We start from the raw sequence: 24902 nt of genomic DNA, 5'->3' as shown, positions 1-24902 counted from the left end.
GCAGATCAAGAAGAATAGAAACGAGGAAAAAGAATATGCCGGTTAAAGTTCAGGCAGATTTACCTGTAAAAGAAATACTCGAAAGCGAAAATATATTCGTCATGGACGAGACAAGAGCGGTTCATCAGGACATCCGTCCGCTGAAGATTATGATCCTGAATCTGATGCCGCTCAAAGAAGATACCGAGCTGCAGCTTCTGCGCTCCCTTTCCAACACCTCCCTGCAGGTTGATGTCACCTTTCTGATGGTGGCAAGCCACGAGGCGAAAAATACATCGACCAGCCATCTGAACACGTTCTATGTGAAATTTGAGGATGTGCGGAAAAATTATTACGACGGTATGATCATCACCGGTGCACCGGTCGAGCAGATGGAATTTGAAGAAGTTGACTACTGGGATGAACTGACAAAGATCATGGACTGGACGAACACACATGTTACCTCCACGATGTTCCTCTGCTGGGGAGCCCAGGCGAGTCTGTATCATTTCTACGGACTGAAGAAACGGATGCTTCCGGAGAAGAAATTCGGGCTGTTCTGGCACAAAGTCAACAACCGCAAGATCCCGCTTGTGCGAGGCTTCGATGACGAATTTCTGGCACCGCATTCCCGCCACACAGAAGTACCGATCGACGATATCCGTGCCTGCAAAGATGTCACGATTCTCGCAGAGTCCGACGAAGCCGGATTCTATCTTGGCATGGCGGAAGAGGGAAGAAAGATTTTTGTGATGGGTCATCCGGAGTACGACCGTATGACGCTCGACGGCGAGTACCACCGCGATAAAGACAAAGGACTCCCGATTGAGATTCCGAAGAACTATTATAAAAACGACGATCCAAATACAAAACCAGTGCTTTTATGGCGGTCACATGCGAACAATCTGTACACGAACTGGCTGAACTACTATGTATACCAGGTGACCCCGTATAATCTTGACGGAACTCCGGATTTTTCGGGAAAATAAGAGAGAAAAAGCCCCCCGCACCGGGCGCACACCGGCTGCGGGGGGTTGCTGTAAAAATCTGCTATAAAAAACGGAAAGCTTTCCGGGCTTACCGTTTGAAATCAAATAATGTTTTCAGCGGAATTTCGAGTGCTTCCGCAATATCCATCAGCTTGTTTAGAGACAGAGAGGTATGACTGTTTGGCGCTTCGATGTTGCTCATATGTGTACGGCTGATCTGGACAGCTTCGGCAAGCTCACTTTGCGTTAATCCGCGTGCTCTGCGATAAAAAGCGATGGTAAGACCGAGGAGGCGCATCTCCTCCGTATGACGTTCTCCCATTGCTGCGGCTCCTTTCTGAACAGAGTGATACAAAGACTTATATAATATTTATCTTAAACGATTAAATACCAAAAAGAAACAACTTTAAATTTTTATAATGCACATGTAAATTGTGCAAAATATAGAAATTATCCATCAGAATAATAGAAAAACAGGAAAAAGAGTTCTTTTGACAAATGAGAGGTTTTTGTGTATGCTGTAGAAAGCACCAACAAATAAAATCGGAGGTTTTTGCATATGAAAGAGTCGATCCATACCATTCCGCTGATGGATGCATTTAAGGCGGAAGATGAGTGCCCGTTCTGCTATCTGGAGCGGGAAGCAGAGCAGCATGCGATTTCGTTTGCGCTTGGTTCCGGCGCATCCTACATGGAGGATGATGTGCGTGCGGAAACAGACGCGATGGGATTCTGCCGCCACCACTATAAAATGATGTACGATTACGGAAACCGTCTCGGAAGCGGTCTGATTTTATCCACCCATCTGAAAAAACTGAACCAGGAGCTTGCCGCACAGATGGATCTGTTTGCACCGGGAAAATCCTCGGTGTTCAAGCGGATGCAGAAGACATCCCTCGACAAACAGGGCCGTGAGACTGCGATCGGCCAGTGGATTGATGAGAAGACGCATTCGTGCTACGTCTGCGATCACTTCAAGGCAAACTATAACCGCTATCTTGATACGTTCTTTGATCTCTACAAAAAAGACGAGGAGTTTGCAAGACTGTTCCGCGAGGGAAAAGGCTTCTGTCTGCCGCATTTTGCGGATCTGGTAGAAACGGCGGAGAAAAAGCTGAATGATAAACAGAAAGCGGAATTTTACCCGACTCTGTTCAAAATCATGAAAGAAAATTACCAGCGGCTGCAGGAAGAGGTAACATGGTTTACTGACAAATTCGATTACCGCAACAAGGATAAGGACTGGGGAAATTCAAAAGATTCCATCCAGCGCTGTATGCAAAAATTAGGCGGCGGCTATCCGGCGGACGAGCCGTTTACGGAAGGATTATAATTCTTGTTTATAAAAGGAGCATAAAGTTTCGATGCAGAAGTTTTATCAGAGATTAAAAGAGAATCAAAAGGAGCGCGCCCGGTGCGCGTTTCTTGTTTTGTATTTCGGCGTGCTGGCGGTGCTGCTGTTTCTGGCGCGCCCGCTGCTGGATACGACGGCGGCAGACCGGGAGTGGAGTATTCACTTTCTGTTCCCGTGCCTGCTGGCGTGTATCATACTGACGACAGTTGTCAGTTTCTGCCGGTTTGCTGCAAAGCCGGACCAGAAACCAAAACCGCGCTATGTGGGATGGAAACAGCCGATTCTGATGCTGGCAAACGCAGCCTATCTGTTTGCCACACTGGAATTTGTCACAAACAGCCAGTTCCGGGAGATGAAATGGTATTATGCGTTGTTGAATATCGGTGTCATTTTCGTACTTTCCATTCTCATTTCCCTCTTTCTGAACTCCATCCGCCGCGCGATGATTTTCATGAACATCTTTTATTTCTGCATGAGTCTGGTATTCTACTATGTTTATCTGTTCCGCGGAGAAGCGTTCCAGCTCATTGACCTGTACAGCATTGCGACGGCGGCGGACGTAGTCGGCGGTTACAAATTCGAGATCACAGGTGAAATCGTGACTTCGTTTATCACGATGATGCTCGTTGTGCGCCTCTGGCTGCAGAGCCAGGAATACCGTTTTGCACGGAAAACGAGAAATAAAATTCTGCTCCGCGTGGCTGCTGCTGCGCTGACGCTCGGAACATACCTGGCGTACATGAATCTGAACTGGAACGCCGAGTTCGGTGTCATCAGTGACCTCTGGAATCCGGCGAAGACATACCGCCAGTACGGAACGACAGTCGGTTTTACCGCGGTCGCCAAATACATGCGCCTGACACCGCCGGACGGCTATTCGAAAGACGAAGTGACAGCGATTGCCGATACGAGCGAGAAAGAGACGAAAACAGAAGATCTTCGAAAAGATAATGCGGATAGCGTGACACCCGTCAACATCATCGCGATCATGAACGAGTCGTGGTTTGACTACCGTTCCGTCGGCGATCCGCAGACGAGCGAGAGCTACATGCCGTTCCTCGATTCGCTGACCGAAAATATCATCAAAGGGCACACGCTGACGTGTACCAAGGGCGGCGGAACAGCAAAAACGGAGTATGAGTTCCTGACCGGAAACTCCTGCAAGCGGTTCCCGGGCATGGTGCCGTACGTCAGCTACTTTACGCACAGCCAGTATTCCCTTGTCACGACGTTAAAAGACCAGGGTTATCAGGCAATTGCGATGCATCCGAACAAGGCGACAAACTGGAAGCGGAGCACGGCATACCGTTTCCTTGATTTTGATGATTTCATCTCGATTGATCAGTTCTCCGATACGGCCAAGCGGTACCGCGGCATGATCAGCGATCAGGCGAACTATGAGAAGATCGTGGAAACCTACGAGAACAAGGAGCCGGGCAGCCCGTTCTTCCTCTTTGATGTGACGATGCAGAACCACAGCGGCTACACGAACCGTTATTTCCAGGCGGATATCAACTGCAACGGCTACGACAGTGATGAGGCCGATCAGTATTTCTCCCTGTTAAAGCTTTCCGATGAGGCAATTTCCTATCTGATCCGGTATTTCCAGCAGGTAGACGAGCCAACGATGATCATTATGTTCGGCGATCATTCCCCGAAGCTGCCGGATGCGTTTGAAACATGGATTGCCGGAGACGCCTATCAGAATCTTTCGGTCGAGGATCAGGAGAAGTTCTATGGAACCCCGTTCTTCATCTGGACCAACTACAGCATGAAATCCGAGAGCAATGTCTGGATCAGCACAAACTATCTCTCAAGCTATGCGTTAAGTCTTACCGGCCTGGAACTAACGCCGTACAACGAGTATCTGCTTGACCTGCGCGAGAAGATGCCGGCGCTCAATCACCTCGGCTTTTTAGCAAGTGACGGAACCTGGTACCGCTGGAACGACAGCGATGCGCCGGAGGAGGATCTCGAGTACGAACGGCAGTATGAATGCCTGCAGTACAATGAACTGATCGACAAAAAAGACCGGGATGACAGCTTTTTTACAATTTCCGGTGAAAAAGACGAAGAATAAGGGCTTTCCCTACTTGCCAGAAAACGGAAACCTATGGTAGACTATACTCCGTATGACCGGGAAACCCCGGCGGTAACTTCACGTTTACAATTAAGAATAAGAAAATGAGGTTTTAAAAAGTATGATTGCAGCAAATAATGTGACACTTCGTGTCGGAAAAAAAGCGTTGTTTGAAGATGTCAATATCAAATTCACCGAGGGAAACTGCTACGGCATGATCGGTGCAAACGGAGCAGGAAAATCGACGTTCCTGAAGATTCTGTCCGGCCAGCTTGAGCCGACCAACGGAGACGTAACCATCACACCGGGTCAGCGTCTTTCCTTCCTCGAGCAGGACCACTTCAAATACGACAGCTATCCGGTGCTCGACACCGTTATCATGGGAAATGCCCGTCTCTATGAGATTATGAAAGAGAAAGAGGCACTGTACGCAAAAGAAGACTTTACCGACGAAGACGGTATCAAAGCGAGCGAACTCGAGGGCGAATTTGCAGAGATGAACGGCTGGGAAGCTGAGACGGACGCAGAACAGCTTTTAAACGGTCTTGGCATTGAGCCGGAACTGCATTACGCACAGATGGCGGATCTGACCGGCAGCCAGAAGGTCAAAGTTCTTCTTGCAAGAGCCCTGTTCGGAAACCCGGACATCCTTCTTCTCGACGAGCCGACCAACCACCTGGACCTCGATGCGATCGAGTGGCTTGAGGAGTTCCTGATCAACTTCGAGAATACCGTTATCGTCGTATCCCACGACCGTTACTTCCTGAATAAAGTCTGCACCCAGATCGCAGATATAGATTACGGAAAAATCCAGCTCTATGCCGGAAACTACGACTTCTGGTTTGAGTCCAGCCAGCTGCTGGTAAAACAGATGAAAGAGGCGAACAAGAAGAAAGAGGAGAAGATCAAAGAGTTACAGGACTTCATCTCTAGATTCAGCGCCAACGCATCGAAGAGTAAACAGGCTACTTCCCGTAAGAAAGCCCTGGAGAAAATCCAGCTCGACGATATCAAACCGTCCAGCCGGAAATATCCTTACATCGATTTCCGTCCGAACCGTGAGATCGGAAACGACGTTCTGCAGGTAGAGGGACTGACCAAAACCGTAGACGGCGTGAAAATCCTGGATAACTTAAGCTTCACCCTCGGAAGAGAAGATAAAGTTGCTTTCGTCGGAAGCAACGAGCAGGCGATCACCATGCTGTTCAAGATTCTGACCGGAGAAGAAGAGCCGGATTCCGGTTACTACAAATGGGGCGTAACCACTACACAGGCTTACTTCCCGAAGGACAACACCGCAGAATTCGACTGCGACCTGACGATCGCAGACTGGCTGACCCAGTATTCCGAGATCAAGGACGTAACGTATGTCCGCGGATTCCTCGGAAGAATGCTTTTTGCCGGTGAGGACGGCGTGAAACGTGTCAGAGTCCTTTCCGGAGGAGAGAAAGTGCGCTGCCTGCTCTCCAAGATGATGATTTCCGGTGCAAACGTTCTCGTTCTTGACGAGCCGACCAACCATCTGGATATGGAGTCCATCACTGCACTGAACAACGGTCTGATCAAATTCCCGGGCGTGCTGCTGTTCACCTGCCACGACCATCAGTTTGTACAGACCACAGCAAACCGTATCATGGAGATCCTTCCGAACGGCGCGCTGATCGATAAGATGACCACCTACGACGAGTATCTTGCAAGCGATGAGATGGCAAGAAAACGTCATGTCTACACAATGACAGAGGAAGATAATTAAAGATGAGCAAAAAGACGACAGTTTCCGGCATTCTGCTGGTGTTGCTTGTGCTGGCCACAACGCCGCTTCTTGGAACGGACAACGTTTCGTTCCTGAAGTGGTGGCTTATGACCCTGGTGCTCGGTATTGGATTTTATCCGGCTGCCGCAGCGCTGTTTCCGCGGTTTCATGACCGGGGATGGATGTTTTCTAAAGTGCTTGGCATCGTTGTTTCCGGTTTTGCTGTATTTGCTCTTGGAAGCTTCGGACTGGTTCCGTTTACCGCACCGGTCTGCCTGATCACAGTCGGTGTACTGATCCTGGCTTCTTGGATTTTCGGATGTTTTAAGGTACGCGTCCATGCGCCGGAAATCGACTTCCTGATGATGGAAGAAGTGTTGTTTTTCGCCTTTTTCCTTCTCTGGACCTATCTTGCGGGCTTTCACCCGGAGGCACACGGAACCGAAAAATTCATGGATTATGGTTTTATGAAGGCCATGATGCGCAGCACCGCCGTTCCGGCAGAGGATCTCTGGTACAGCGGAAGCGGTATTAACTACTATTACGGCGGCCAGTTCTATGCCGTATTTCTGACGAAGATTACCTTCACGGATGTAAAGCAGACGTACCATCTGATGCGTACGATGGTAGCATCGTTCGCGTTTGTTCTGCCGTTTTCGATCACCTACCATCTGGCAGAGTCGCGTGCGTGCCACCGCATCCGGAAAGAGGGCGGCAATAAAAGCCAGATTGCACCGGTGATTGGCGGTCTTCTTTCGGGAGGAGCCGTTTCCCTTGCCGGAAATATGCACTATGTGATTTACGGCTGCATCCGCCAGTGGCTGGGACTGAACGAATCGGCTTACTGGTTCCCGAGTTCGACCCGCTATATCGGGTATGACCCGCTTGTGGAAAATGACCGCACGATTCATGAGTTTCCATCGTATTCCTTTGTGCTCGGCGACCTGCATGCCCATGTGGTGAATGTCATGTTCGTCCTGCTGGTGCTGGGCCTTTTATATTCCTACGTGAAAAATACCTGCCGTGATCCGGAAAAAGAGTGGAAATGGTCGTTAAAAGGCGTTCTGCTTCAGCCGCAGATCATCGCGGCGGGCTTTCTGATCGGTGTGTTCCACTGGTCCAACTACTGGGATTTTGTTATCTATTTCGTCGTGATTGCAGGCTTCTCTCTGTACGGTGCGCTGTACCGGTATCATGCGCGGGCGAAAGAGACGATCGGAACGGTTCTCCTGCAGGCTGCAGAAGTTTTTGCAATTGGAACGATTGTCGCCCTTCCGTTTACAATGAAGTTTGAGACGATGGTTTCCGGTGTCGGCATTGCCAAGCACCATTCGATGCTGTATCAGCTGGCGATTCTCTGGGGCCTTCCGACGGTGCTCGTTGTTCTGTTTATCGCAGCCGTTCTGCTAGCATGGCGGAAAAACTGTCATCTTCCGGGCATGGAGCGGCAGGGACAGATTGTACTTGCCGATGGAAAGACGCAGGAAGAGGTAGAAGAGCAGGCCGTTGCCCTGATTCTGGGAGAGAAAAAACCGGAGCCGGGCGAAAAAGAAACGGCGGAAAAGCCCAAAAAAGTTTCTGCCTTCTGTAATTTCTGGAGAGAGATTGCGGTGAGCGATATGGTGATCGGTATTTTAGGCCTCTGTGCCATCGGCCTTATCATCATTCCGGAACTCGTCTATGTGCGCGATATCTACGAAGAATCGTATGCGCGCTCCAACACGATGTTCAAGCTGACGTATCAGGCATTTATCCTGTTCGGCATCTGCATGAGCTACATCATCACGCGGTTCCTGCTCTGGAAAAAAGAGCGGATTCTGCAGGTGTTCGGCGGAATCGGGCTGGTACTGCTTTTATGGACCTTCGGCTATTTTGGAACGAGCGTGTACTCCTGGTTCGGAAATATTTTCGATCTGTCCGAGTACCGCGGACTCGATGCGACAGCGTATCTGGAAAATGTCTTTTCCGAGGACGCAGGTGCCATCCGCTGGCTGGATGAAACAATAGAAGGACAGCCGGTTGTGCTTGAGGCGAACGGCGACAGCTACAGCGATTACGAGCGCGTTTCCGCAATGACCGGTCTTCCGACCGTGCTTGGATGGTATGTCCATGAATGGCTCTGGAGAGGGGATCCCGCAGACTTAAATGTCCGCGCCGAGGATGTGAAACAGATGTACACCTCGACCGATACGAATGAAGTGCTGCGCCTGCTGGAGCAGTATCATGTGACCTACATTTTTGTGGGAAGCAAAGAAAAGGAGAAATATGGCGATGCGCTGAACGAATCGCTGCTGCAGTCCATCGGAGATATCGTTTACCAGGATACTGCGTCCGGTACGTATATTCTTCAGGTACAGGATACATAAAGAACAAAAACAGGAGAAAAGAACCGCCGGGTGCGGCATCTTTTCTCCTGTTTTTCATATAATACAGAGAATGCAGAAGAAAGTGCGAAGGGCAGACCATGCGGAGATTCCGAAAAGTGCGGCACGTTCCTCTGCCGCTTCTGGCTGTGATAATGGCGGCTATTCTGTTTGCAGAGCTGGCACGGTGTGAAAGAGAAGGCGCGAAAGAGACAGCGGCGGAAGTAGAAAAAAGTGTGCCCCGCCGTGCGGCGCTGACATTTGATGACGGGCCGAATGCGTGCTATACGCCGGAGGTGCTTGAAATTTTAAAAGAAAATGAAATTCCGGCAACGTTTTTTCTGCAGGGGCAGTGTCTTGCCGGAAACGAAGAAATCGTCCGCCGGATGCATGCGGAAGGCCATCTGATCGGAAATCATACGTTTCATCATGTTCAGCTTACGAAAGTATCAGAAGAGGAAGCGAGGGAGGAGGTCGTGAAAACAAGCAATGCAATCTACGAGATCACAGGGGAATATCCCGTCTATATCCGTCCGCCGTTCGGGGAATGGAGAGAGGGGCTGGACCTTGCAGTGACGATGATCCCGGTACTCTGGGATGTGGATTCCCGCGACTGGGAGAGCCAGAACACTGCGTCGATCTGCAGCGCGGTGCTTCCGAATGTGAAGGATGGCAGCATTATTCTCATGCATGACGGCTACCGCGCGACGGTGGAAGCGCTGCGGCGGATCGTAAAAGAATTAAAAGAAGAGGGATACACGTTTGTGACGGTGCGTGAGCTGATTGAAGAATAGCTTCCGCGGATTCCATCGAACATAGTTGCGGAGAATCCGAGATTAAGGGGTTGAGGATACCCGCCAAAATGTGATAAGATAAATGGCAGGAAGAAAAATGGGGTGAAAAATACATGGATTTGTTTGATTATATGAAAGAAACCACAATGGAAAAAGAGTCCCCCCTCGCATCGCGCATGCGCCCGACAACGCTGGACGAGGTGGTTGGACAGGAGCACATCATCGGCCCTGGAAAGCTGTTGTACCGTGCGATCAAGGCGGATAAACTCGGCTCCGTCATTTTCTACGGCCCTCCGGGAACGGGAAAAACGACGCTTGCCCGCGTCATCGCCAACACGACAAGCGCAGAGTTTACCCAGCTGAATGCCACGACAGCCGGCAAAAAGGATATGGAAGAAGTCGTAAAAGAAGCGCAGCAGCGGATCGGCATGTACGGCAAAAAGACGATTCTTTTTGTCGACGAGATCCACCGCTTCAACAAGGGGCAACAGGATTATCTGCTTCCGTTTGTGGAGGACGGCACACTCGTTCTGATTGGCGCGACGACGGAAAACCCGTATTTCGAGGTCAACGGGGCGCTGATTTCGCGTTCCATTATCTTTGAATTAAAGCCGCTCGAAAAAGAGGACATCGAAAAACTGCTGGAGCGCGCGGTGACGGACCCGGTAAAGGGGCTCGGGACGTACAACGTTGTGCTCGATGCGGATGCAAAAGAGTTCCTCGCCGACATCGCAGGCGGTGACGCGAGAGCGGCCTTAAATGCAATCGAGCTGGGCGTCCTCTCGACGGAACGTCAGGCGGACGGAAAAATCCATATCGATCTCGAAACGGCATCGGAGTGCATCCAGAAGCGCGTCGTGCGGTACGACAAGACGGGCGATCAGCATTACGATACGATCTCTGCATTTATCAAGAGCATGCGCGGTTCTGACCCGGATGCGGCGGTCTTTTATCTGGCCAAAATGCTGTATGCCGGGGAGGATATCAAGTTTATCGCCCGCCGCATCATGATCTGCGCGGCGGAGGATGTCGGCCTTGCCGATCCGAATGCCTTAAATGTAGCAGTTTCCGCGTCCCTTGCCGTGGAACGCGTCGGCATGCCGGAGGCGCAGATTATTCTGGCGGAGGCAGCCACGTATGTTGCCTGTGCACCGAAGAGTAATTCTTCGTGCGAGGCAGTCTTTGCGGCGATGAAGACGGTCGGAAGTGTGCGGACGTCGGTTCCGCCGCATCTGCAGGACGCCCATTACAAAGGTTCTGCCAAACTCGGCCACGGTCAAGGCTATCAGTATGCACATGATTACCCGAATCACTACGTCGAGCAGCAGTATCTGCCGGACGAGATCTTAGGAAGCCGTTTCCTTCATCTTGGAACGAACGGCTATGAGCAGAAGATCCGGGAAAACTTCAAAAAAATTGGAAAAGACATCGAATAAAAGGGGAAGAAATCATGACAGACTGGCTTGGAAAGCCGTATTATTCGCTGGACGCCTATCTGAAAAAGACGTTCGGGGAAAAAGTGTACAAGCTCTCGCTCGACGGGGGGATGACGTGTCCGAACCGGGACGGCACCTGCGGTGACCGGGGCTGCATTTTCTGCAGTGCGGGCGGCTCCGGTGATTTTGCCGGGGACAGAAACAAATCCATCCCGGAACAGATCCGGGAGCAGAAATCCCTCCTGCAGCAAAAGCGGCCGGTGCATAAGTTCATCGCCTATTTCCAGGCGTATACGAACACGTACGCGCCGGTAGAATATCTGGAAAAAATTTTCCGGGAGGCAATTTCGGACGAGGAGGTCGTGGTCCTTTCGATCGGAACGAGACCGGACTGCTTAGGGGAAGAGGTTCTTTCTATGTTAGAAGAGCTGAACCGGATCAAACCGGTCTGGGTGGAGCTGGGACTGCAGACGATGCATGAAAAAACGGCACAGTATATCCGAAGGGGCTATCCGCTTTCCTGTTTTGAACAGGCAGTAAACGAGCTGCACAGGCGGGGGATTCCCGTGATTGTCCACACGATCCTCGGTCTGCCGGGGGAGGGACAGGAAGAAGTCTTTGCAACAATGGATTACCTGAATGGACTTTCCATTTCCGGCATCAAGCTTCAGCTGCTTCATGTGCTGAAAAACACGGATCTTGCGGCGGACTACGCGGCCGGAAAATTTGAGGTGCTAGAGCAGGAGGCGTATCTTACCCTTGTCATCGACTGCCTGCGGCGCCTCCGTCCCGATCTTGTGATCCACCGTGTGACGGGAGACGGCCCCGGGGATCTTCTGATTGCACCAACATGGAGCCAGGCAAAACGCACCGTCTTAAATGAGCTGCATCATCGCATGAAAGAAGAACATGCGTATCAGGGACAGCTTCTGGACGAAGAAAAAGGAGGAAACACACCGTGATTGAATCATCCTTTACGTTATACAAACTGATTATTCTCTACATGCTGCAGAATGTGAATTTTCCGCTGTCAAATACACAGATTTCGGATTTTATCCTGGAAAAAGAGTACACGAACTACTTTCATCTCCAGGAGGCGTTAAGCGAGCTGCAGGATACAAAGCTGATCGAGATCGAGAAGGTGCGCAACACCTCGTACTACCACATGACTGAGGAGGGCAGCAAGACGCTTTCCTTCTTCGAAAACGAGATCTCTCCGGAAATCCGGGAGGAAATCGACCGCTATATGAAGGAACACTCCTATGAACTGCGGAAAAAAGCGTCCGTTGTGGCCGATTACTACAAGACCGCGGGAGATGACTACGAGGTCCGCTGTCAGGCAAGAGAGCGGAAGACGACTATTTTTGAGATTGTCGTGACGGTTCCGTCCGAGGAGGCGGCCAAAAAGATCTGCAGCAACTGGGAAAACCGGAGTCAGAAGATTTATGCTTCGATTATGAATGAACTGTCAAGATAACGATTGACAGGAATGGTGGCATATAATAGAATAAATTAGTATGTCTAAAAAGCATAAACATGGAAAACATAGTAAATAAGATTTTATATTCTAAAGGAGATAAAACCGTGCCTGATTATACAAAAGAAATTGAAAGACGGCGTACCTTTGCCATCATTTCCCACCCGGATGCCGGTAAAACCACACTGACTGAGAAATTCCTGCTGTACGGAGGAGCGATCAATCTCGCCGGTTCCGTAAAAGGAAAAGCGACTGCGCGCCATGCCGTATCCGACTGGATGGAGATCGAGAAAGAGCGTGGTATTTCCGTTACCTCTTCCGTTCTGCAGTTCAATTACGACGGCTACTGCATCAACATTCTGGATACCCCGGGACACCAGGACTTCTCGGAGGATACGTACCGTACCCTGATGGCAGCCGATTCCGCCGTCATGGTTATCGATGCATCGAAGGGTGTCGAGGCACAGACCAGAAAGCTGTTTAAAGTCTGTGTCATGCGCCACATCCCGATCTTTACCTTCATCAACAAGATGGACCGCGATGCGAACGATACCTTCGAGCTGCTCGACGAGATTGAAAAAGAGCTCGGCATTGCAACCTGCCCGATCAACTGGCCGATCGGTTCCGGAAAGAAATTCCGTGGTGTTTACGACCGTGACAAAAAGAAAGTCCTTACCTTCTCCGATACAATGAAGGGAACAAAGGAAGGTATCGAGGAAGAAATCGATATCGACGATCCGCATCTTCTCGATGTGGTCGATGAGGACCAGAAAGAACAGCTCATGGATGAGATCGAGCTGCTCGACGGCGCAAGTGCAGAGTTTGACCAGGAGCTTGTCAGCAAGGGAGAGCTCTCCCCGGTATTCTTCGGATCTGCGCTCACCAACTTTGGTGTGGAGACTTTCCTGCAGCACTTCCTCACGATGACGATGCCGCCGCTTCCGCGTACGGCAGACTGCGGCGTAATCGATCCGGTCAAAGAGGATTTCTCTGCGTTTGTCTTTAAAATCCAGGCAAACATGAACAAAGCACACCGTGACCGTATCGCATTCATGCGCATCTGCTCCGGCAAATTCGACGCCGGAATGGAAGTCTTCCATGTGCAGGGAGGAAAGAAAATGCGTCTTTCCCAGCCGCAGCAGATGATGGCGAGTGACCGTCATATTGTTGATGAAGCATACGCCGGCGATATCATCGGTGTATTTGACCCGGGCATCTTCTCTATCGGAGATACGATCTGTATGCCGGGCAAAAAATTCGCATACGAGGGAATTCCGACCTTCGCGCCGGAGCATTTTGCAAGAGTGCGCCAGCTCGATACGATGAAGAGAAAACAGTTCGTCAAGGGAATTTCCCAGATTGCACAGGAAGGTGCGATCCAGATTTTCCAGGAGTACAAAGGCGGCATGGAGGAGATCATCGTCGGCGTTGTCGGCGTCCTGCAGTTTGACGTTTTAAAATACCGTCTGGAGAACGAGTACAACGTGGATATCCGTCTGGAGAACCTGCCGTATGAGCATATCCGCTGGATCGCAAACAAAGAGGAGATCAACCTGGACCGTATTCAGGGTACATCCGATATGAAGAAGGTCATGGACCTCAAGGGAAATCCGTTGCTTCTCTTTGTCAATCCGTGGAGTGTCGGCATGGTACAGGATCGAAACAAAGACCTTGTGCTGACCGAATTCAGCAAAAACTAAGAACAAAAGAGCGGGATGCCGCTTAAAAAGGAGAAGGAATGAACTTATTCGATATTCTGGGCCCTGTGATGGTCGGTCCGTCGAGTTCGCACACAGCGGGGGCAGTGCGGATTGGATGGATGACGCAGAAACTTCTCGGGGAACAGCCGGTGGAAGCAAAAATACTGATGTACGGTTCCTTTGCCGCAACGGGAAAGGGCCATGGAACGGACCGCGGTCTCGTCGCGGGTCTTCTCGGCATGCGGCCGGATGACGAGCGGATTCCGGACAGCTTTGAAATTGCCCGGAAGATGGGTCTTTCCTATTCATTCGGCATCGCCAATCTGACGAGTGCCCATCCGAACAGCGTCGTTCTGGAAGTAAAGGGAAAGAGCGGCCGGACGCTCGAGGTGCAGGCGTGCTCCCTTGGCGGCGGCCGTATCATGATCAACCGCCTCGACGGGCTGGATGTCAACTGCAGCTGCGAGATTCCGACCCTGATCGTCCACAATCTGGACCAGCCGGGCCACGTAGCCGAGGTTACGTCGATGCTGGCACATAAGTCAGTCAACATTGCGAATATGTCCCTCTACCGCGACAAGAGAGGCGGATCGGCCGTCATGGTCGTGGAGATGGATCAGCCGCTTCCCAAAGAGTCGCTGGAATGGCTGGAGCATCTTGAGGGCATTGTAAAGGTAACATACATCAACGTAACGGAAGGAGAAGAGGACGATGTCTTATAATTCACTGGAAGAAATTGTCCGGGAGTGCCAGGAAAAAGACCTGCCGTTTGATGAAGTTATCCTTCTGGACGATATGAATGAGAGAAATGTAAGCCGCGAAGAGTCCATTGAGACGATGCGCGGCATGTGGGAAGCCATGAAAGGCGCTGAACGGAATTACGACGGTTCGCTGCAGTCGAGAAGCGGTCTTGTGGGCGGCGCCGGAAAGACGATGCGCACGTATGTCGAGAGCGGGAACACGCTCTGCGGACCGTTTGTCGGAAAAGTTATGGCATCTGCACTTGCGATGGGTGAGTCAAACGCCTGCATGAAGCGGATCGTTGCAGCACCGACCGCAGGAGCGTGCGGTGTGCTTCCGGCTGTGCTCGTGAATTACCAGAAAGAGAAGGGGACAGCGGATGAGCAGATCGTGCGTGCGCTCTACACGGCAGCCGGTATCGGCCAGGTCGTTGCGGCGCGGGCCTACATTGCGGGCGCTTCCGGCGGCTGCCAGGCCGAAATCGGAACAGCAAGCGCGATGGCGGCAGGCGCACTGACCGCACTTGGCGGCGGCACTCCGTCCCAGATCACGCATGCGGCAGCGATGGCATTAAAGAACCTGCTCGGTCTCGTGTGTGACCCGGTCGGCGGTCTTGTCGAGGTCCCGTGCGTCAAACGGAATGTGATCGGTTCCGTGAATGCACTTTCTGCGGCGGACATGGCACTTGCGGGAATCATAAGCCGCATTCCGCCGGATCAGGTGATCGATGCGATGCGGGAAGTCGGCGACCAGATGCATCCGAGTCTGCGCGAAACCGGCCAGGGCGGCCTTGCCAACACGCCGGCAGCACGCGAGTGGTGCGCGGCACAGGAAGAAGAATAAAAAAAACTTTTATTTTCGGAAAACTTTTGGTATAATAAAGGAAAGTCAGCCAAGGAGGAGGTTCTTTAAGATGGCAGAGGCAAAAATTCAGAAAAGAAACACTTATACGATATATGATGACGAAGGAATCGGAACCGTGCAGATTGCAGACGAGGTGGTAGCTATTATCGCAGGACTTGCGGCAACGGAAGTGGACGGGGTAGCCTCCATGGCCGGAAATATTACCAACGAATTAGTCAGCAAGCTTGGCATGAAAAATCTTTCCAAGGGTGTCAAAGTTGATGTACTCGACGGCGTTGTCTGCGTGGATCTTGCCCTCAATCTCAAATATGGATACGAGATTCCGGCAACCTGCAAAAACGTACAGGAAAAAGTAAAAACAGCGATCGAGAATATGACAGGCCTGGAAGTTTCCGATGTCAATGTAGCCATTGCAGGCGTGAATATGGAACAGACGAAATAAAAAACAACGAACCGCGAGGGAATAAGGCGACCCCTTACAACCCCGCGGTTCTTGTTAACTATTCAGAGCCAGATAAAATGGAAGAAAAATAGTTAATTAACTATACAGGAAGGAATTAAAACAGACAATGAACAGAAGCAAACTTCGCGAAAATATTTTTAAACTTCTCTATACCGCAGAGTTCCAGGAGAAAGAGGAGATGCCGCAGCAGATGTCTCTTTACTTTACGTACTCTGACGACAACGACGAGGATGAAGAAGTAACCGTAAGCGAAAAAGATCAGACCTATATGGAAGAGAAATACCATCATGTGACCGAGCACATCCCGGAAATCGACGAGATGCTGAACCGTACTTCCGAGGGCTGGAAAACGACCCGTATGGGAAAAGTAGACCTGGCGATCCTGCGTCTTGCCGTTTACGAGATGAAATTCGACGAGGACGTTCCGGTCGGTGTAGCCATCAACGAGGCCGTTGAGCTGGCAAAACGCTTCGGCAGAGACCAGTCTCCGTCCTTTATCAACGGTATTCTTGGAAAACTGGCAAGAGAAGAAGATGAGAAATAAAAATCAGAATGTTTACACCGTAGGCCAGGTCAATTCATACATCAAAAACATCTTTGACCAGGACTATATGCTCCGCCGGATTTACGTCAGCGGAGAAGTAAGCAACTGTAAATACCATCCGTCCGGCCACATCTATTTTTCCTTAAAAGATGCGGAAGGAACCATTTCCTGTGTCATGTTCGCCGGTTCGCGGCGCGGCCTTGCCTTCCCGATGCGGGACGGCGATAACGTGATTGTCGGCGGCAGCATCAGCGTCTATGAGCGGGACGGAAAGTATCAGATCTATGCAAAAGAGATCACAAAAGAGGGCGCCGGCCTTTTATACGAAAAGTATCTGGCCCTAAAAGCAGAACTGGAAGAGATGGGCATGTTTGCCCCGGAGTACAAGCAGCCGATTCCTGCGTATGTAAAGAAAATCGGCGTTGTCACAGCACCGACGGGAGCTGCTGTGCAGGATATCAAAAACATTGCACTCCGCCGGAATCCCTTTGTCCAGATCATCCTCTACCCGGCCCTGGTGCAGGGAGAGGGAGCGGCGGACAGCATCGTGGAGGGCATACGCCGTCTGGACGTACTGAATCTGGATGTGCTGATCGTGGGCCGCGGAGGCGGTTCGATCGAGGATCTTTGGGCGTTCAATGAGGAAAAAGTAGCGCGTGCCGTTTTTTCCTGCCATACGCCGGTGATCTCCGCCGTCGGCCATGAGACCGACACAACGATCATCGATTTCGTGGCAGATCTGCGCGCCCCGACCCCGTCCGCAGCGGCGGAGCTGGCGGTCGCTGATGTCCGCGCGGTACTCAACACACTGGAAAATTATAAAAGCCGCATGAACCATGCGATGGCAAACCAGACGCAGAGAGCGAGAAGCCGCCTTCTGCAGTACGAGACAAAGTGGAAGTATCTCGGACCGGAAAATAAGATCCGTGACCAGAGAGCACGCCACGCCGAGCTGGAGCGTCGGTATACAGATGCGATGGAAGAAAAGCTCAAAGAAGCGCGCCACCGCCTTGCCCTTTACATTCAGGCGATGAAGGGTCTGTCCCCGCTGGACAAGCTGAACCAGGGCTATTCCTACGTGGAAAAAGAAGGAAAAGCCATCACTTCGGTGCAGGATGTCAAAGAAGGTGATCTGCTCGAAATCTGTGTATCAGACGGAAAGATCACAGCGCGCGCAGAGAAGACATCGGCCGTATCCTGGATGGAACAATCGTGAAAAAGCAGAGAATCGAGAAAACATGGGAAATATGGAAGCAGAAGAGAGAAAAGAAGAAGGAACCCCTTCCGGTGAGACACTGGAAGCAGCATTTGGAAAACTGGATCAGATGCTCGAAACGCTGGAGAGCAGCGATGTCAGCCTGGAAGACTCCTTTCGTTTATACAAGGAGGGAATGGAGCTTTTGAATGAATGCAGTCAGAAAATTGACCGCGTCGAGAAAAAAATGCTCCAGATGAATGAGGATGGAACATTCAGAGAATTTTAAAGCGGTACTCGAAGAAAAAACGCGGGAAGCGGAAAGTATCATTGCCGCTTACCTGCCGAAAGAGGAAGGCTTTGCAAAGGAACTGGCAAAAGCCATGAATTACAGTATGACAGCGGGCGGAAAGAGGCTTCGTCCGCTGCTTTTGCAGGAGAGTTTCCGTCTGTTCGGCGGAACCGGGGAGGCTGTAAAACCATTTATGGCAGCCATGGAGATGATTCACACCCATTCCCTGATCCACGATGATCTCCCTGCGATCGACAACGACGATTACCGCCGCGGCAGAAAAACGACCCATGTCGTCTTCGGGGAGGCCGTCGGCGTGCTGGCAGGAGACGCCCTTTTAAACTATGCATACGAGACAGCCTGGAAAGCCTTTCCACTGGAGGAGCACACCGACCGCGTAGTGCGTGCTTTTGGCATTCTCTGTCAGAAAACCGGAATTTCCGGCATGTTGGGCGGTCAGAGTGTTGACGTGATGAATGAAAAAGCCGGCCATTTCGCCATCGACCGTGAGATGCTGGACTACATTTACGAGAACAAGACTTCGGCGCTTTTAGAGGCTGCCATGATGGCAGGTGCGGCACTTGCAGGAGCAAACGACGATGATCTTGACGCGCTCTGCCGGATTGCCTCCAAAGTCGGAATCGCGTTCCAGATCCGGGACGACATCCTGGATGTCACATCCACGATGGAGGAGCTTGGAAAGCCGGTTTTCAGTGATGAAAAGAATGAAAAAACAACGTATGTGACGATGTTTGGCACAGACGGGGCGGAGCAGGAGGTAAAACGGCTCACGAAAGAGGCCGTAGACGAACTGAAAAATCTGTCCTGTCCGGGAGATAAAATATTTCTGGAAGAGCTGTTTGAATCTCTGACTTCCAGAAAAAAGTAAGGGATGATTTCATGTTAGAAAAAATACAGAAACCAAACGATATTAAGAAGATTCCGGCGGACCAGCTTCCGGCGCTTGCAGAGGAAATCCGGGAATTTATTATCGAGTCTTTGAGTAAAACCGGCGGCCATCTGGCGTCCAATCTTGGTGTCGTGGAACTGACGATTGCGATGCACCGCGTCTTCGATCTTCCAAAAGACAAGCTGATCTGGGATGTGGGACACCAGTCCTACACGCACAAGATTCTGACCGGGCGGAAAGACGGGTTTGAAACGCTGCGCCGGGAAGGCGGCATCAGCGGATTCCCGAAGCGGAGCGAGAGTGACTGCGATGTATTCGACACCGGCCACAGCTCGACCTCGATTTCCGCAGGTGTCGGCTATGTGCGTGCACGGGAACTGAAAAAAGAAAATTATTCCGTTGTTTCGATCATCGGAGATGGTGCGCTGACCGGCGGCATGGCGTACGAGGCGCTGAACAATGCGGCCAGCCTGAAATCGAATTTTATTATCGTTTTAAATGACAACGAAATGTCGATCACCGAGAATGTCGGCGGTATGTCATCGTACCTGTCCGGCCTTCGGACGGCATCGGCGTACACGGATTTCAAGATGGACGTCACAAAGGCATTGAACCGCATTCCGGGCATCGGACCTGGCATGGTGGATGCGATGCGGAAGACGAAAAGCAGCATCAAACAGATCATCATTCCGGGCATGCTGTTTGAGGATATGGGACTTACGTATTTAGGTCCTGTGGACGGCCACAACATTCCTCAGCTGATCAAGACCTTCCAGGAAGCAAAACGGTTTGAAGGACCGATTCTGGTGCATGTCCTGACACAGAAGGGCCGCGGCTATGAGCCGGCGATGCGCCACCCGGCAAGATTCCACGGTGCGGGTCCGTTCGATGTGAAAACAGGATTGCCGGTTGGAAAATCCAATCCGACGTACACGGATGTCTTTTCCACAGTCATGCGGAAAATGGGAGATCGAAGAAAGGATGTTGCGGCAGTCACGGCGGCGATGATGACCGGTGTCGGACTGAAACGCTTCTCCAACATGTTCCCGGACCGCTGTTTCGATGTGGGAATCGCAGAAGAGCACGCGGTGACATTTGCAGCGGCACTGTCACTCGGCGGCATTACGCCTGTCGTTGCGATTTATTCTTCATTCCTGCAGCGGGCGTACGATCAGATCATGCATGACGTCTGTATGCAGAATCTCCATGTCGTCTTTGCGATTGACCGCGCCGGTCTTGTGGGCTACGACGGGGAGACACACCACGGCATTTTCGACCTTTCCTATCTGGGTTCGATGCCGAATATGACAATTCTTGCACCGAAGAACCTCTGGGAGCTTTCGGATATGATCAAATTTGCGGTCGATTACGACGGCCCGATCGCGGTGCGCTACCCGAGAGGGGAAGCGTATACGGGATTAAAAGAGTTCCGTGCGCCCATCTGCCTCGGAAAATCAGAAGTGATCCATGAGGGAAGCCGTGTTGCACTTCTTGCCGTCGGCAGTATGGTAAAAATGGCAGAAGAAGTGCAGAAACAGTTAAAAGAGCGGATGGATATGGATGCGGCGCTTGTGAATGCGCGGTTCGTCAAACCAATCGATGAAGAACTTCTTCGAAGCTTTGCCGATACGTATGAGCTTGTCGTAACACTCGAGGAAAATGTAAAAGACGGCGGCTTTGGAGAGCGCGTCCTTGCTTTTGCCGAGGAAGAAGACCTTCCGTTCGGCGTGGAGATCATTACACTGCCGGACCGCTTTATTCCGCACGGAAGTGTATCATACCAGATGAAACAGGTCGGCTTTACGCCGGAAGATATCTGCGGCAGAATTGAGGAATACTATAGAAAACGGGGGCAGGAAGAAAGATGAAAAAACGATTAGATGTATTACTGGTAGAACGGGGCCTTGCCGCATCGCGGGAAAAAGCGAAAGCCATGATTATGGCAGGAGAAGTTCTGGTGGACAATGAGCGGGAGGATAAAGCCGGTTCCATGTTCCCGGAAGAAGTGGAGATTGTCTTAAAAGGAAAACCACTGCCGTATGTGAGCCGCGGCGGCTTAAAATTAGAGAAAGCAATGAAAAACTTTAACCTTACCCTGGATGGAAAGGTCTGCATGGATGTCGGAGCATCCACCGGCGGCTTTACCGACTGTATGCTGCAGAACGGCGCCGTCAAGGTATATTCCGTGGATGTCGGCCACGGCCAGCTCGACTGGAAGCTGCGGAACGATCCGCGCGTTGTCTGCATGGAGCGCACGAACATCCGTTACGTCGTGACGGAGGATATCGAGGAGAGACCGTCCTTCGTATCGATCGACGTATCGTTTATCTCCCTGACCAAGGTGCTGCTTCCGGTTCGAAATCTGATGGAAGAGAACGGCGAAATTGCAGCTCTGATCAAGCCGCAGTTTGAGGCAGGACGCGAAAAAGTCGGCAAAAAAGGTGTTGTCCGTGATCCGGCTGTACACAAAGAAGTCATTGAGATGGTCATTTCCTATGCGAAAAGCATTTCCTTCGGCGTGCGCCATCTGGAATTTTCTCCGATCAAAGGACCGGAGGGAAATATCGAGTATCTCGTTCACCTTGTCCGGCTGCCGGACGGCGTGACAGAGGAAGAGACCAATGTCGATGTAGACGCCGTTGTAAAGAGCGCACACGATACACTGGATAAATAAAAGGGTTAAGGAGCATGATATGGAGCGATTTTACCTGATCACAAACAGAGCAAAAGACCCGGACCTTACCGTGACAGACCAGATCAGGCAATATCTGGAGGAGCGCGGAAAAACGTGTCTTCTCTGCGATAACAGCGAAAAAGGGGAAAAATACCATTATACGGATCCGGCGAAGGTTCCGTCAGATATCGACGGCATTCTGGTGCTCGGTGGTGACGGCACGCTTCTGCAGGCAGCAGGCGACGTGGTGGATTTACAGATTCCACTGCTCGGCATCAATCTGGGAACGCTCGGCTATCTTGCGGAAATCGACCGTGACACGCTTTATCTGGCGCTGGATCATTTGATGGCGGATGAGTATACGATTGAGCACCGCATGATGCTCTGCGGATCGATTTACCGAGACGGAAAGCTGATTGCGGAGGACGCGGCACTCAACGACATTACGATCACCCGTGAGGGAAACCTGCGTGTCGTCCGGTTCGACAATTACGTCAACGGGGAGTTTTTAAATTCCTACAGCGCCGATGGCATCATCATCGCAACGCCGACCGGTTCGACCGGCTACAGCCTCTCCGCGGGCGGCCCGATCATCTCACCGTCAGCCAGCCTGATGCTGATGACACCGCTTGCCCCGCACACCCTGAATACGAGAAGCATTGTCTTTCCGGCAGAGGATGTGATCGAGGTGGAGCTCGGGCCTTCGAGAGACGGCGGCATTGAACAGGGCATGGCATATTTTGACGGCGACACCCGCGTTCCGATGAAAACCGGCGACCGGATCGTGATCAAAAAGGCCAGACGGGATACTCTGATTGTGAAGATCAGCAACATCAGTTTTCTGGAGACATTAAGAAAGAAAATGGCAAACATTTAAGATATAGTTACTGGGGAAGGATATTGAAATGAAAATCGCGAGACATGCACAGATTATCAAATTAATTAACCAATATGACATTGAAACACAGGAGGAGCTGGCAAAGAAGCTGGAGGAGAGCGGCTTTGCCGTAACGCAGGCGACGATTTCGAGGGATATCCGCCAGCTGAAGCTCACAAAAGTACCAAAAGAGAACGGCGGAAGCCGCTATGCGGTTCTGCAGAACGCACCGTCCGAGGTTGGGAGCCGCTATGCGCGCGTGTTAAAAGACGCGTATATTTCCGTTGATCTTGCCAAGAATATTCTGGTCATCAAAACCGTGTCTGGAATGGCGATGGCGGCGGCAGCGGCTTTCGATGAGATGAACTGGAATGAAATTGTCGGCTGCATCGGCGGAGACGATACGATTCTCTGCGTGGCAAGAGACGATGATGCGGCGCTTGTGGCAGCAGAACGACTGAAAAAAATGGTGGACGGCATGGAGGAGACGGGCGAAGAGTTCTAAAGAACGCACGTCTCTGCAAAAAGAGACAAAAAGATGACAGCAGGTGTGACACCGGAGGAAAAGAATGCTCACAAACTTACACGTAAAAAATCTGGCCCTGATCGACGAAGCGGAAGTGGAGTTCGGTCCGGGCCTGAATATACTGACCGGAGAAACCGGAGCCGGAAAATCCATCCTGATCGGTTCGATCAACGCGGCGCTTGGAAAGAAGATATCCCGCGAGATGATCCGGACGGGAGAGACAAGCGCGCTGGTGGAACTGGTCTTTGAAACCGAAAATCCGCATGTGCTGGAGCTGTTAAAAGAGATGGATCTCGAGGCGGAGGAGGGTCAGGTGATTATTTCCAGAAAGATCACCGGATCCCGCAGCGTCTGCCGCATCAACGGCGAGGCATGCAATATCTCGCAGGTAAAAGCTCTTGCGTCCCTGCTGCTCGACATCCACGGCCAGCATGAGCACCAGTCGCTGCTCTATCCGGACCGGCAGATCGCGATTCTTGACGCGTTTGCGGGAACCGAGGCGGCCACGGCAAAAGGAGAGGTCCGGGCGCTGTACCAGGAGTGGAAGAATGTCCGAAAGGAGCTCTCGGCGTACGAACTCGACGAGGAGGCAAGAAAGCGGGAGGCAGCATTTCTTACGTTTGAAATCAACGAGATTGATCAGGCAGAGCTAAAAGAGGGCGAGGACGAAGCGTTGGAAACTGCGTACCGGAAAATGGGCCATGCGAAAAAGATCGCGGAATCTCTGCAGACGGTATATACGATCACCGGCTACGGTGCAGAGAACAGCGCCGGGGAGCAGGTCGGCCGCGCAATACGGGAGCTGCAGCAGGCCGCGGTGTACGACGATGCACTTTCCGGTCCGTTGCAGACCCTTTCCGATATTGACGGACTGCTGAATGATTTCAACCGCGAAATTTCCGCATATCTTTCCGAACTGACCTTTTCCGAAGAAGAGTATTACGAGACGGAAAAGCGGCTCGATGAGATCAACCGCCTGAAAGCAAAGTATGGAAAGACGATGGAAGAGATCACCGCATACCGCGAAGAACAGCAGAAAAAACTGGAAAAACTGGAAAACTTTGAGAGCTGCCGTGCCGCACTGCAGGAGCAGTTACAGAAAACGGAGCAGAAACTGGATGCGGCCGCACATAATCTGTCCAAAATCCGCAGAAACTATGCAAAACGGCTCGAAACACAGATTATCGAAGGTCTGCGCGACCTGAATTTCCTGCATGTCGCATTTAAAATTTCATTTGAAAAGACAAAAAGTTACACCGAAAACGGAACCGATGCTGTGGAGTTCTTAATCTCCACAAACCCGGGCGAAGCGATCCGTCCGCTGGCGAAAGTTGTTTCCGGCGGTGAACTGTCGCGAATCATGCTTGCAATCAAGACGATTCTTGCCGACCGCGACGAGACAGAAACCCTGATTTTCGATGAAATCGACACCGGAATCAGCGGAAGGACGGCGCAGAAAGTTTCCGAAAAAATGGCACAGATCGGGCAGCGCCATCAGGTCATCTGCATCACCCATCTGCCGCAGATCGCAGCGATGGCAGATTCTCATTTTGAAATCGAAAAAAACGTCGAAGAAAACGAGACCGTCACATCGATCCATCCATTATCCGAGGAAGATTCTGTCAGAGAACTGGCAAGAATGCTCGGCGGCGCGAAAATTACGGATTCTGTTCTGGCAAATGCCAGCGAGATGAAGGAATTGGCACAGGTACAAAAATCTGCAAGACTCAAATAAAGAGAAGTCCGCATACTAAGAGGGAAATCACGAAACAAAGCGTGGTTTCCCTCTTTTTCGCGGGCGGCGAGTCAAAGTCCGTGCCTGCACGAGAACTTGACGACCGCCGCGAAAACAAAAGAAATGCCGCAGTTCTGCCCTGCGGCGGAAAGGATG

Annotated in this window: 23 protein-coding genes; 22 read left to right on the top strand and 1 reads right to left on the bottom strand. The window is 51.3% G+C overall.

Features of this window, described 5'->3' with window-relative positions:
- Positions 1 to 35 precede the first annotated feature (35 nt).
- Positions 36 to 968: a homoserine O-acetyltransferase MetA gene (gene metA / locus DW769_RS01360; protein WP_055228462.1), complete on the top strand. Its 933-nt coding sequence runs from the start codon at positions 36 to 38 to the stop codon at positions 966 to 968.
- An 88-nt stretch (positions 969 to 1056) separates the two neighbouring features.
- On the opposite strand, the gene DW769_RS01355 is transcribed toward metA, so the two are convergent.
- Positions 1057 to 1290, bottom strand: a complete 234-nt coding sequence (locus DW769_RS01355) for a helix-turn-helix domain-containing protein (RefSeq protein WP_022462523.1) — start codon at positions 1288 to 1290, stop codon at positions 1057 to 1059.
- Between the two features lie 237 nt (positions 1291 to 1527).
- Between DW769_RS01355 and DW769_RS01350 the strand changes: the two genes are divergently transcribed.
- The 21 genes from DW769_RS01350 to recN all read left to right on the top strand — a co-directional run bounded on the left by DW769_RS01350 (position 1528) and on the right by recN (position 24746).
- Complete coding sequence (locus tag DW769_RS01350) at positions 1528 to 2301, top strand: DUF6062 family protein (protein WP_117509116.1); 774 nt, start codon at positions 1528 to 1530, stop codon at positions 2299 to 2301.
- A 31-nt stretch (positions 2302 to 2332) separates the two neighbouring features.
- Positions 2333 to 4402, top strand: a complete 2070-nt coding sequence (locus DW769_RS01345) for an LTA synthase family protein (protein ID WP_117509115.1) — start codon at positions 2333 to 2335, stop codon at positions 4400 to 4402.
- A gap of 121 nt (positions 4403 to 4523) precedes the next feature.
- Entirely contained in the window at positions 4524 to 6155 is a 1632-nt protein-coding gene (locus DW769_RS01340; protein WP_022462526.1) for an ABC-F family ATP-binding cassette domain-containing protein, read from the top strand.
- 2 nt (positions 6156 to 6157) lie between these two features.
- Complete coding sequence (locus tag DW769_RS01335; RefSeq protein WP_118749864.1) at positions 6158 to 8521, top strand: DUF2298 domain-containing protein; 2364 nt, start codon at positions 6158 to 6160, stop codon at positions 8519 to 8521.
- Between the two features lie 98 nt (positions 8522 to 8619).
- A complete protein-coding gene (locus tag DW769_RS01330) occupies positions 8620 to 9312 on the top strand; it encodes a polysaccharide deacetylase family protein (RefSeq protein ID WP_117509113.1) in 693 nt (230 codons plus the stop codon).
- A 113-nt stretch (positions 9313 to 9425) separates the two neighbouring features.
- Entirely contained in the window at positions 9426 to 10748 is a 1323-nt protein-coding gene (locus DW769_RS01325; protein WP_022462529.1) for a replication-associated recombination protein A, read from the top strand.
- A 14-nt stretch (positions 10749 to 10762) separates the two neighbouring features.
- A complete protein-coding gene (locus DW769_RS01320) occupies positions 10763 to 11710 on the top strand; it encodes a TIGR01212 family radical SAM protein (RefSeq protein ID WP_118749863.1) in 948 nt (315 codons plus the stop codon).
- Entirely contained in the window at positions 11707 to 12225 is a 519-nt protein-coding gene (locus DW769_RS01315; protein WP_022462531.1) for a DUF4364 family protein, read from the top strand. The genes DW769_RS01320 and DW769_RS01315 overlap by 4 nt, the downstream gene beginning before the upstream one ends.
- A 107-nt stretch (positions 12226 to 12332) precedes the next feature.
- Positions 12333 to 13925: a peptide chain release factor 3 gene (locus DW769_RS01310; protein ID WP_022462532.1), complete on the top strand. Its 1593-nt coding sequence runs from the start codon at positions 12333 to 12335 to the stop codon at positions 13923 to 13925.
- Positions 13926 to 13963: 38 nt separating this feature from the next.
- A complete protein-coding gene (sdaAB, locus tag DW769_RS01305) occupies positions 13964 to 14647 on the top strand; it encodes an L-serine ammonia-lyase, iron-sulfur-dependent subunit beta (protein ID WP_055218253.1) in 684 nt (227 codons plus the stop codon).
- A complete protein-coding gene (gene sdaAA, locus DW769_RS01300) occupies positions 14637 to 15509 on the top strand; it encodes an L-serine ammonia-lyase, iron-sulfur-dependent, subunit alpha (RefSeq protein ID WP_118749862.1) in 873 nt (290 codons plus the stop codon). Before sdaAB ends, sdaAA begins: the two co-directional genes overlap by 11 nt.
- 70 nt (positions 15510 to 15579) lie before the next feature.
- The gene (locus DW769_RS01295; protein ID WP_022463352.1) at positions 15580 to 15972 is read left to right on the top strand and encodes an Asp23/Gls24 family envelope stress response protein; all 393 of its coding nucleotides are present in this window, start codon (positions 15580 to 15582) and stop codon (positions 15970 to 15972) included.
- 127 nt (positions 15973 to 16099) lie between these two features.
- Entirely contained in the window at positions 16100 to 16537 is a 438-nt protein-coding gene (gene nusB, locus DW769_RS01290; protein WP_022463351.1) for a transcription antitermination factor NusB, read from the top strand.
- Positions 16527 to 17753, top strand: a complete 1227-nt coding sequence (xseA, locus tag DW769_RS01285) for an exodeoxyribonuclease VII large subunit (protein ID WP_117509110.1) — start codon at positions 16527 to 16529, stop codon at positions 17751 to 17753. Before nusB ends, xseA begins: the two co-directional genes overlap by 11 nt.
- A gap of 22 nt (positions 17754 to 17775) precedes the next feature.
- Complete coding sequence (gene xseB, locus DW769_RS01280; RefSeq protein WP_226906307.1) at positions 17776 to 18021, top strand: exodeoxyribonuclease VII small subunit; 246 nt, start codon at positions 17776 to 17778, stop codon at positions 18019 to 18021.
- Positions 17999 to 18913: a polyprenyl synthetase family protein gene (locus DW769_RS01275; protein ID WP_330415388.1), complete on the top strand. Its 915-nt coding sequence runs from the start codon at positions 17999 to 18001 to the stop codon at positions 18911 to 18913. Before xseB ends, DW769_RS01275 begins: the two co-directional genes overlap by 23 nt.
- Positions 18914 to 18924: 11 nt before the next feature.
- Positions 18925 to 20802: a 1-deoxy-D-xylulose-5-phosphate synthase gene (dxs, locus tag DW769_RS01270; protein ID WP_118749861.1), complete on the top strand. Its 1878-nt coding sequence runs from the start codon at positions 18925 to 18927 to the stop codon at positions 20800 to 20802.
- Entirely contained in the window at positions 20799 to 21608 is an 810-nt protein-coding gene (locus tag DW769_RS01265; protein WP_055218243.1) for a TlyA family RNA methyltransferase, read from the top strand. The genes dxs and DW769_RS01265 overlap by 4 nt, the downstream gene beginning before the upstream one ends.
- Positions 21609 to 21627: 19 nt before the next feature.
- Complete coding sequence (locus tag DW769_RS01260; RefSeq protein WP_055218241.1) at positions 21628 to 22485, top strand: NAD(+)/NADH kinase; 858 nt, start codon at positions 21628 to 21630, stop codon at positions 22483 to 22485.
- 28 nt (positions 22486 to 22513) lie between these two features.
- Positions 22514 to 22990, top strand: a complete 477-nt coding sequence (argR, locus tag DW769_RS01255) for an arginine repressor (protein ID WP_022463344.1) — start codon at positions 22514 to 22516, stop codon at positions 22988 to 22990.
- A 64-nt stretch (positions 22991 to 23054) separates the two neighbouring features.
- Positions 23055 to 24746 carry a DNA repair protein RecN gene (gene recN / locus DW769_RS01250; protein WP_118749860.1) on the top strand — a complete coding sequence of 564 codons (1692 nt, stop codon included), beginning with the start codon at positions 23055 to 23057 and terminating at the stop codon, positions 24744 to 24746.
- Positions 24747 to 24902 lie beyond the last annotated feature (156 nt).

Origin of the sequence: Blautia sp. AM29-29, assembly GCF_003480555.1 — a bacterium.
In the GTDB taxonomy this organism is placed as follows: Bacteria; Bacillota; Clostridia; order Lachnospirales; family Lachnospiraceae; genus Fusicatenibacter; species Fusicatenibacter saccharivorans.
The sequence above is the reverse complement of the archived record's forward strand: the minus strand, read 5'-3'. Positions and strand labels throughout refer to the sequence as shown.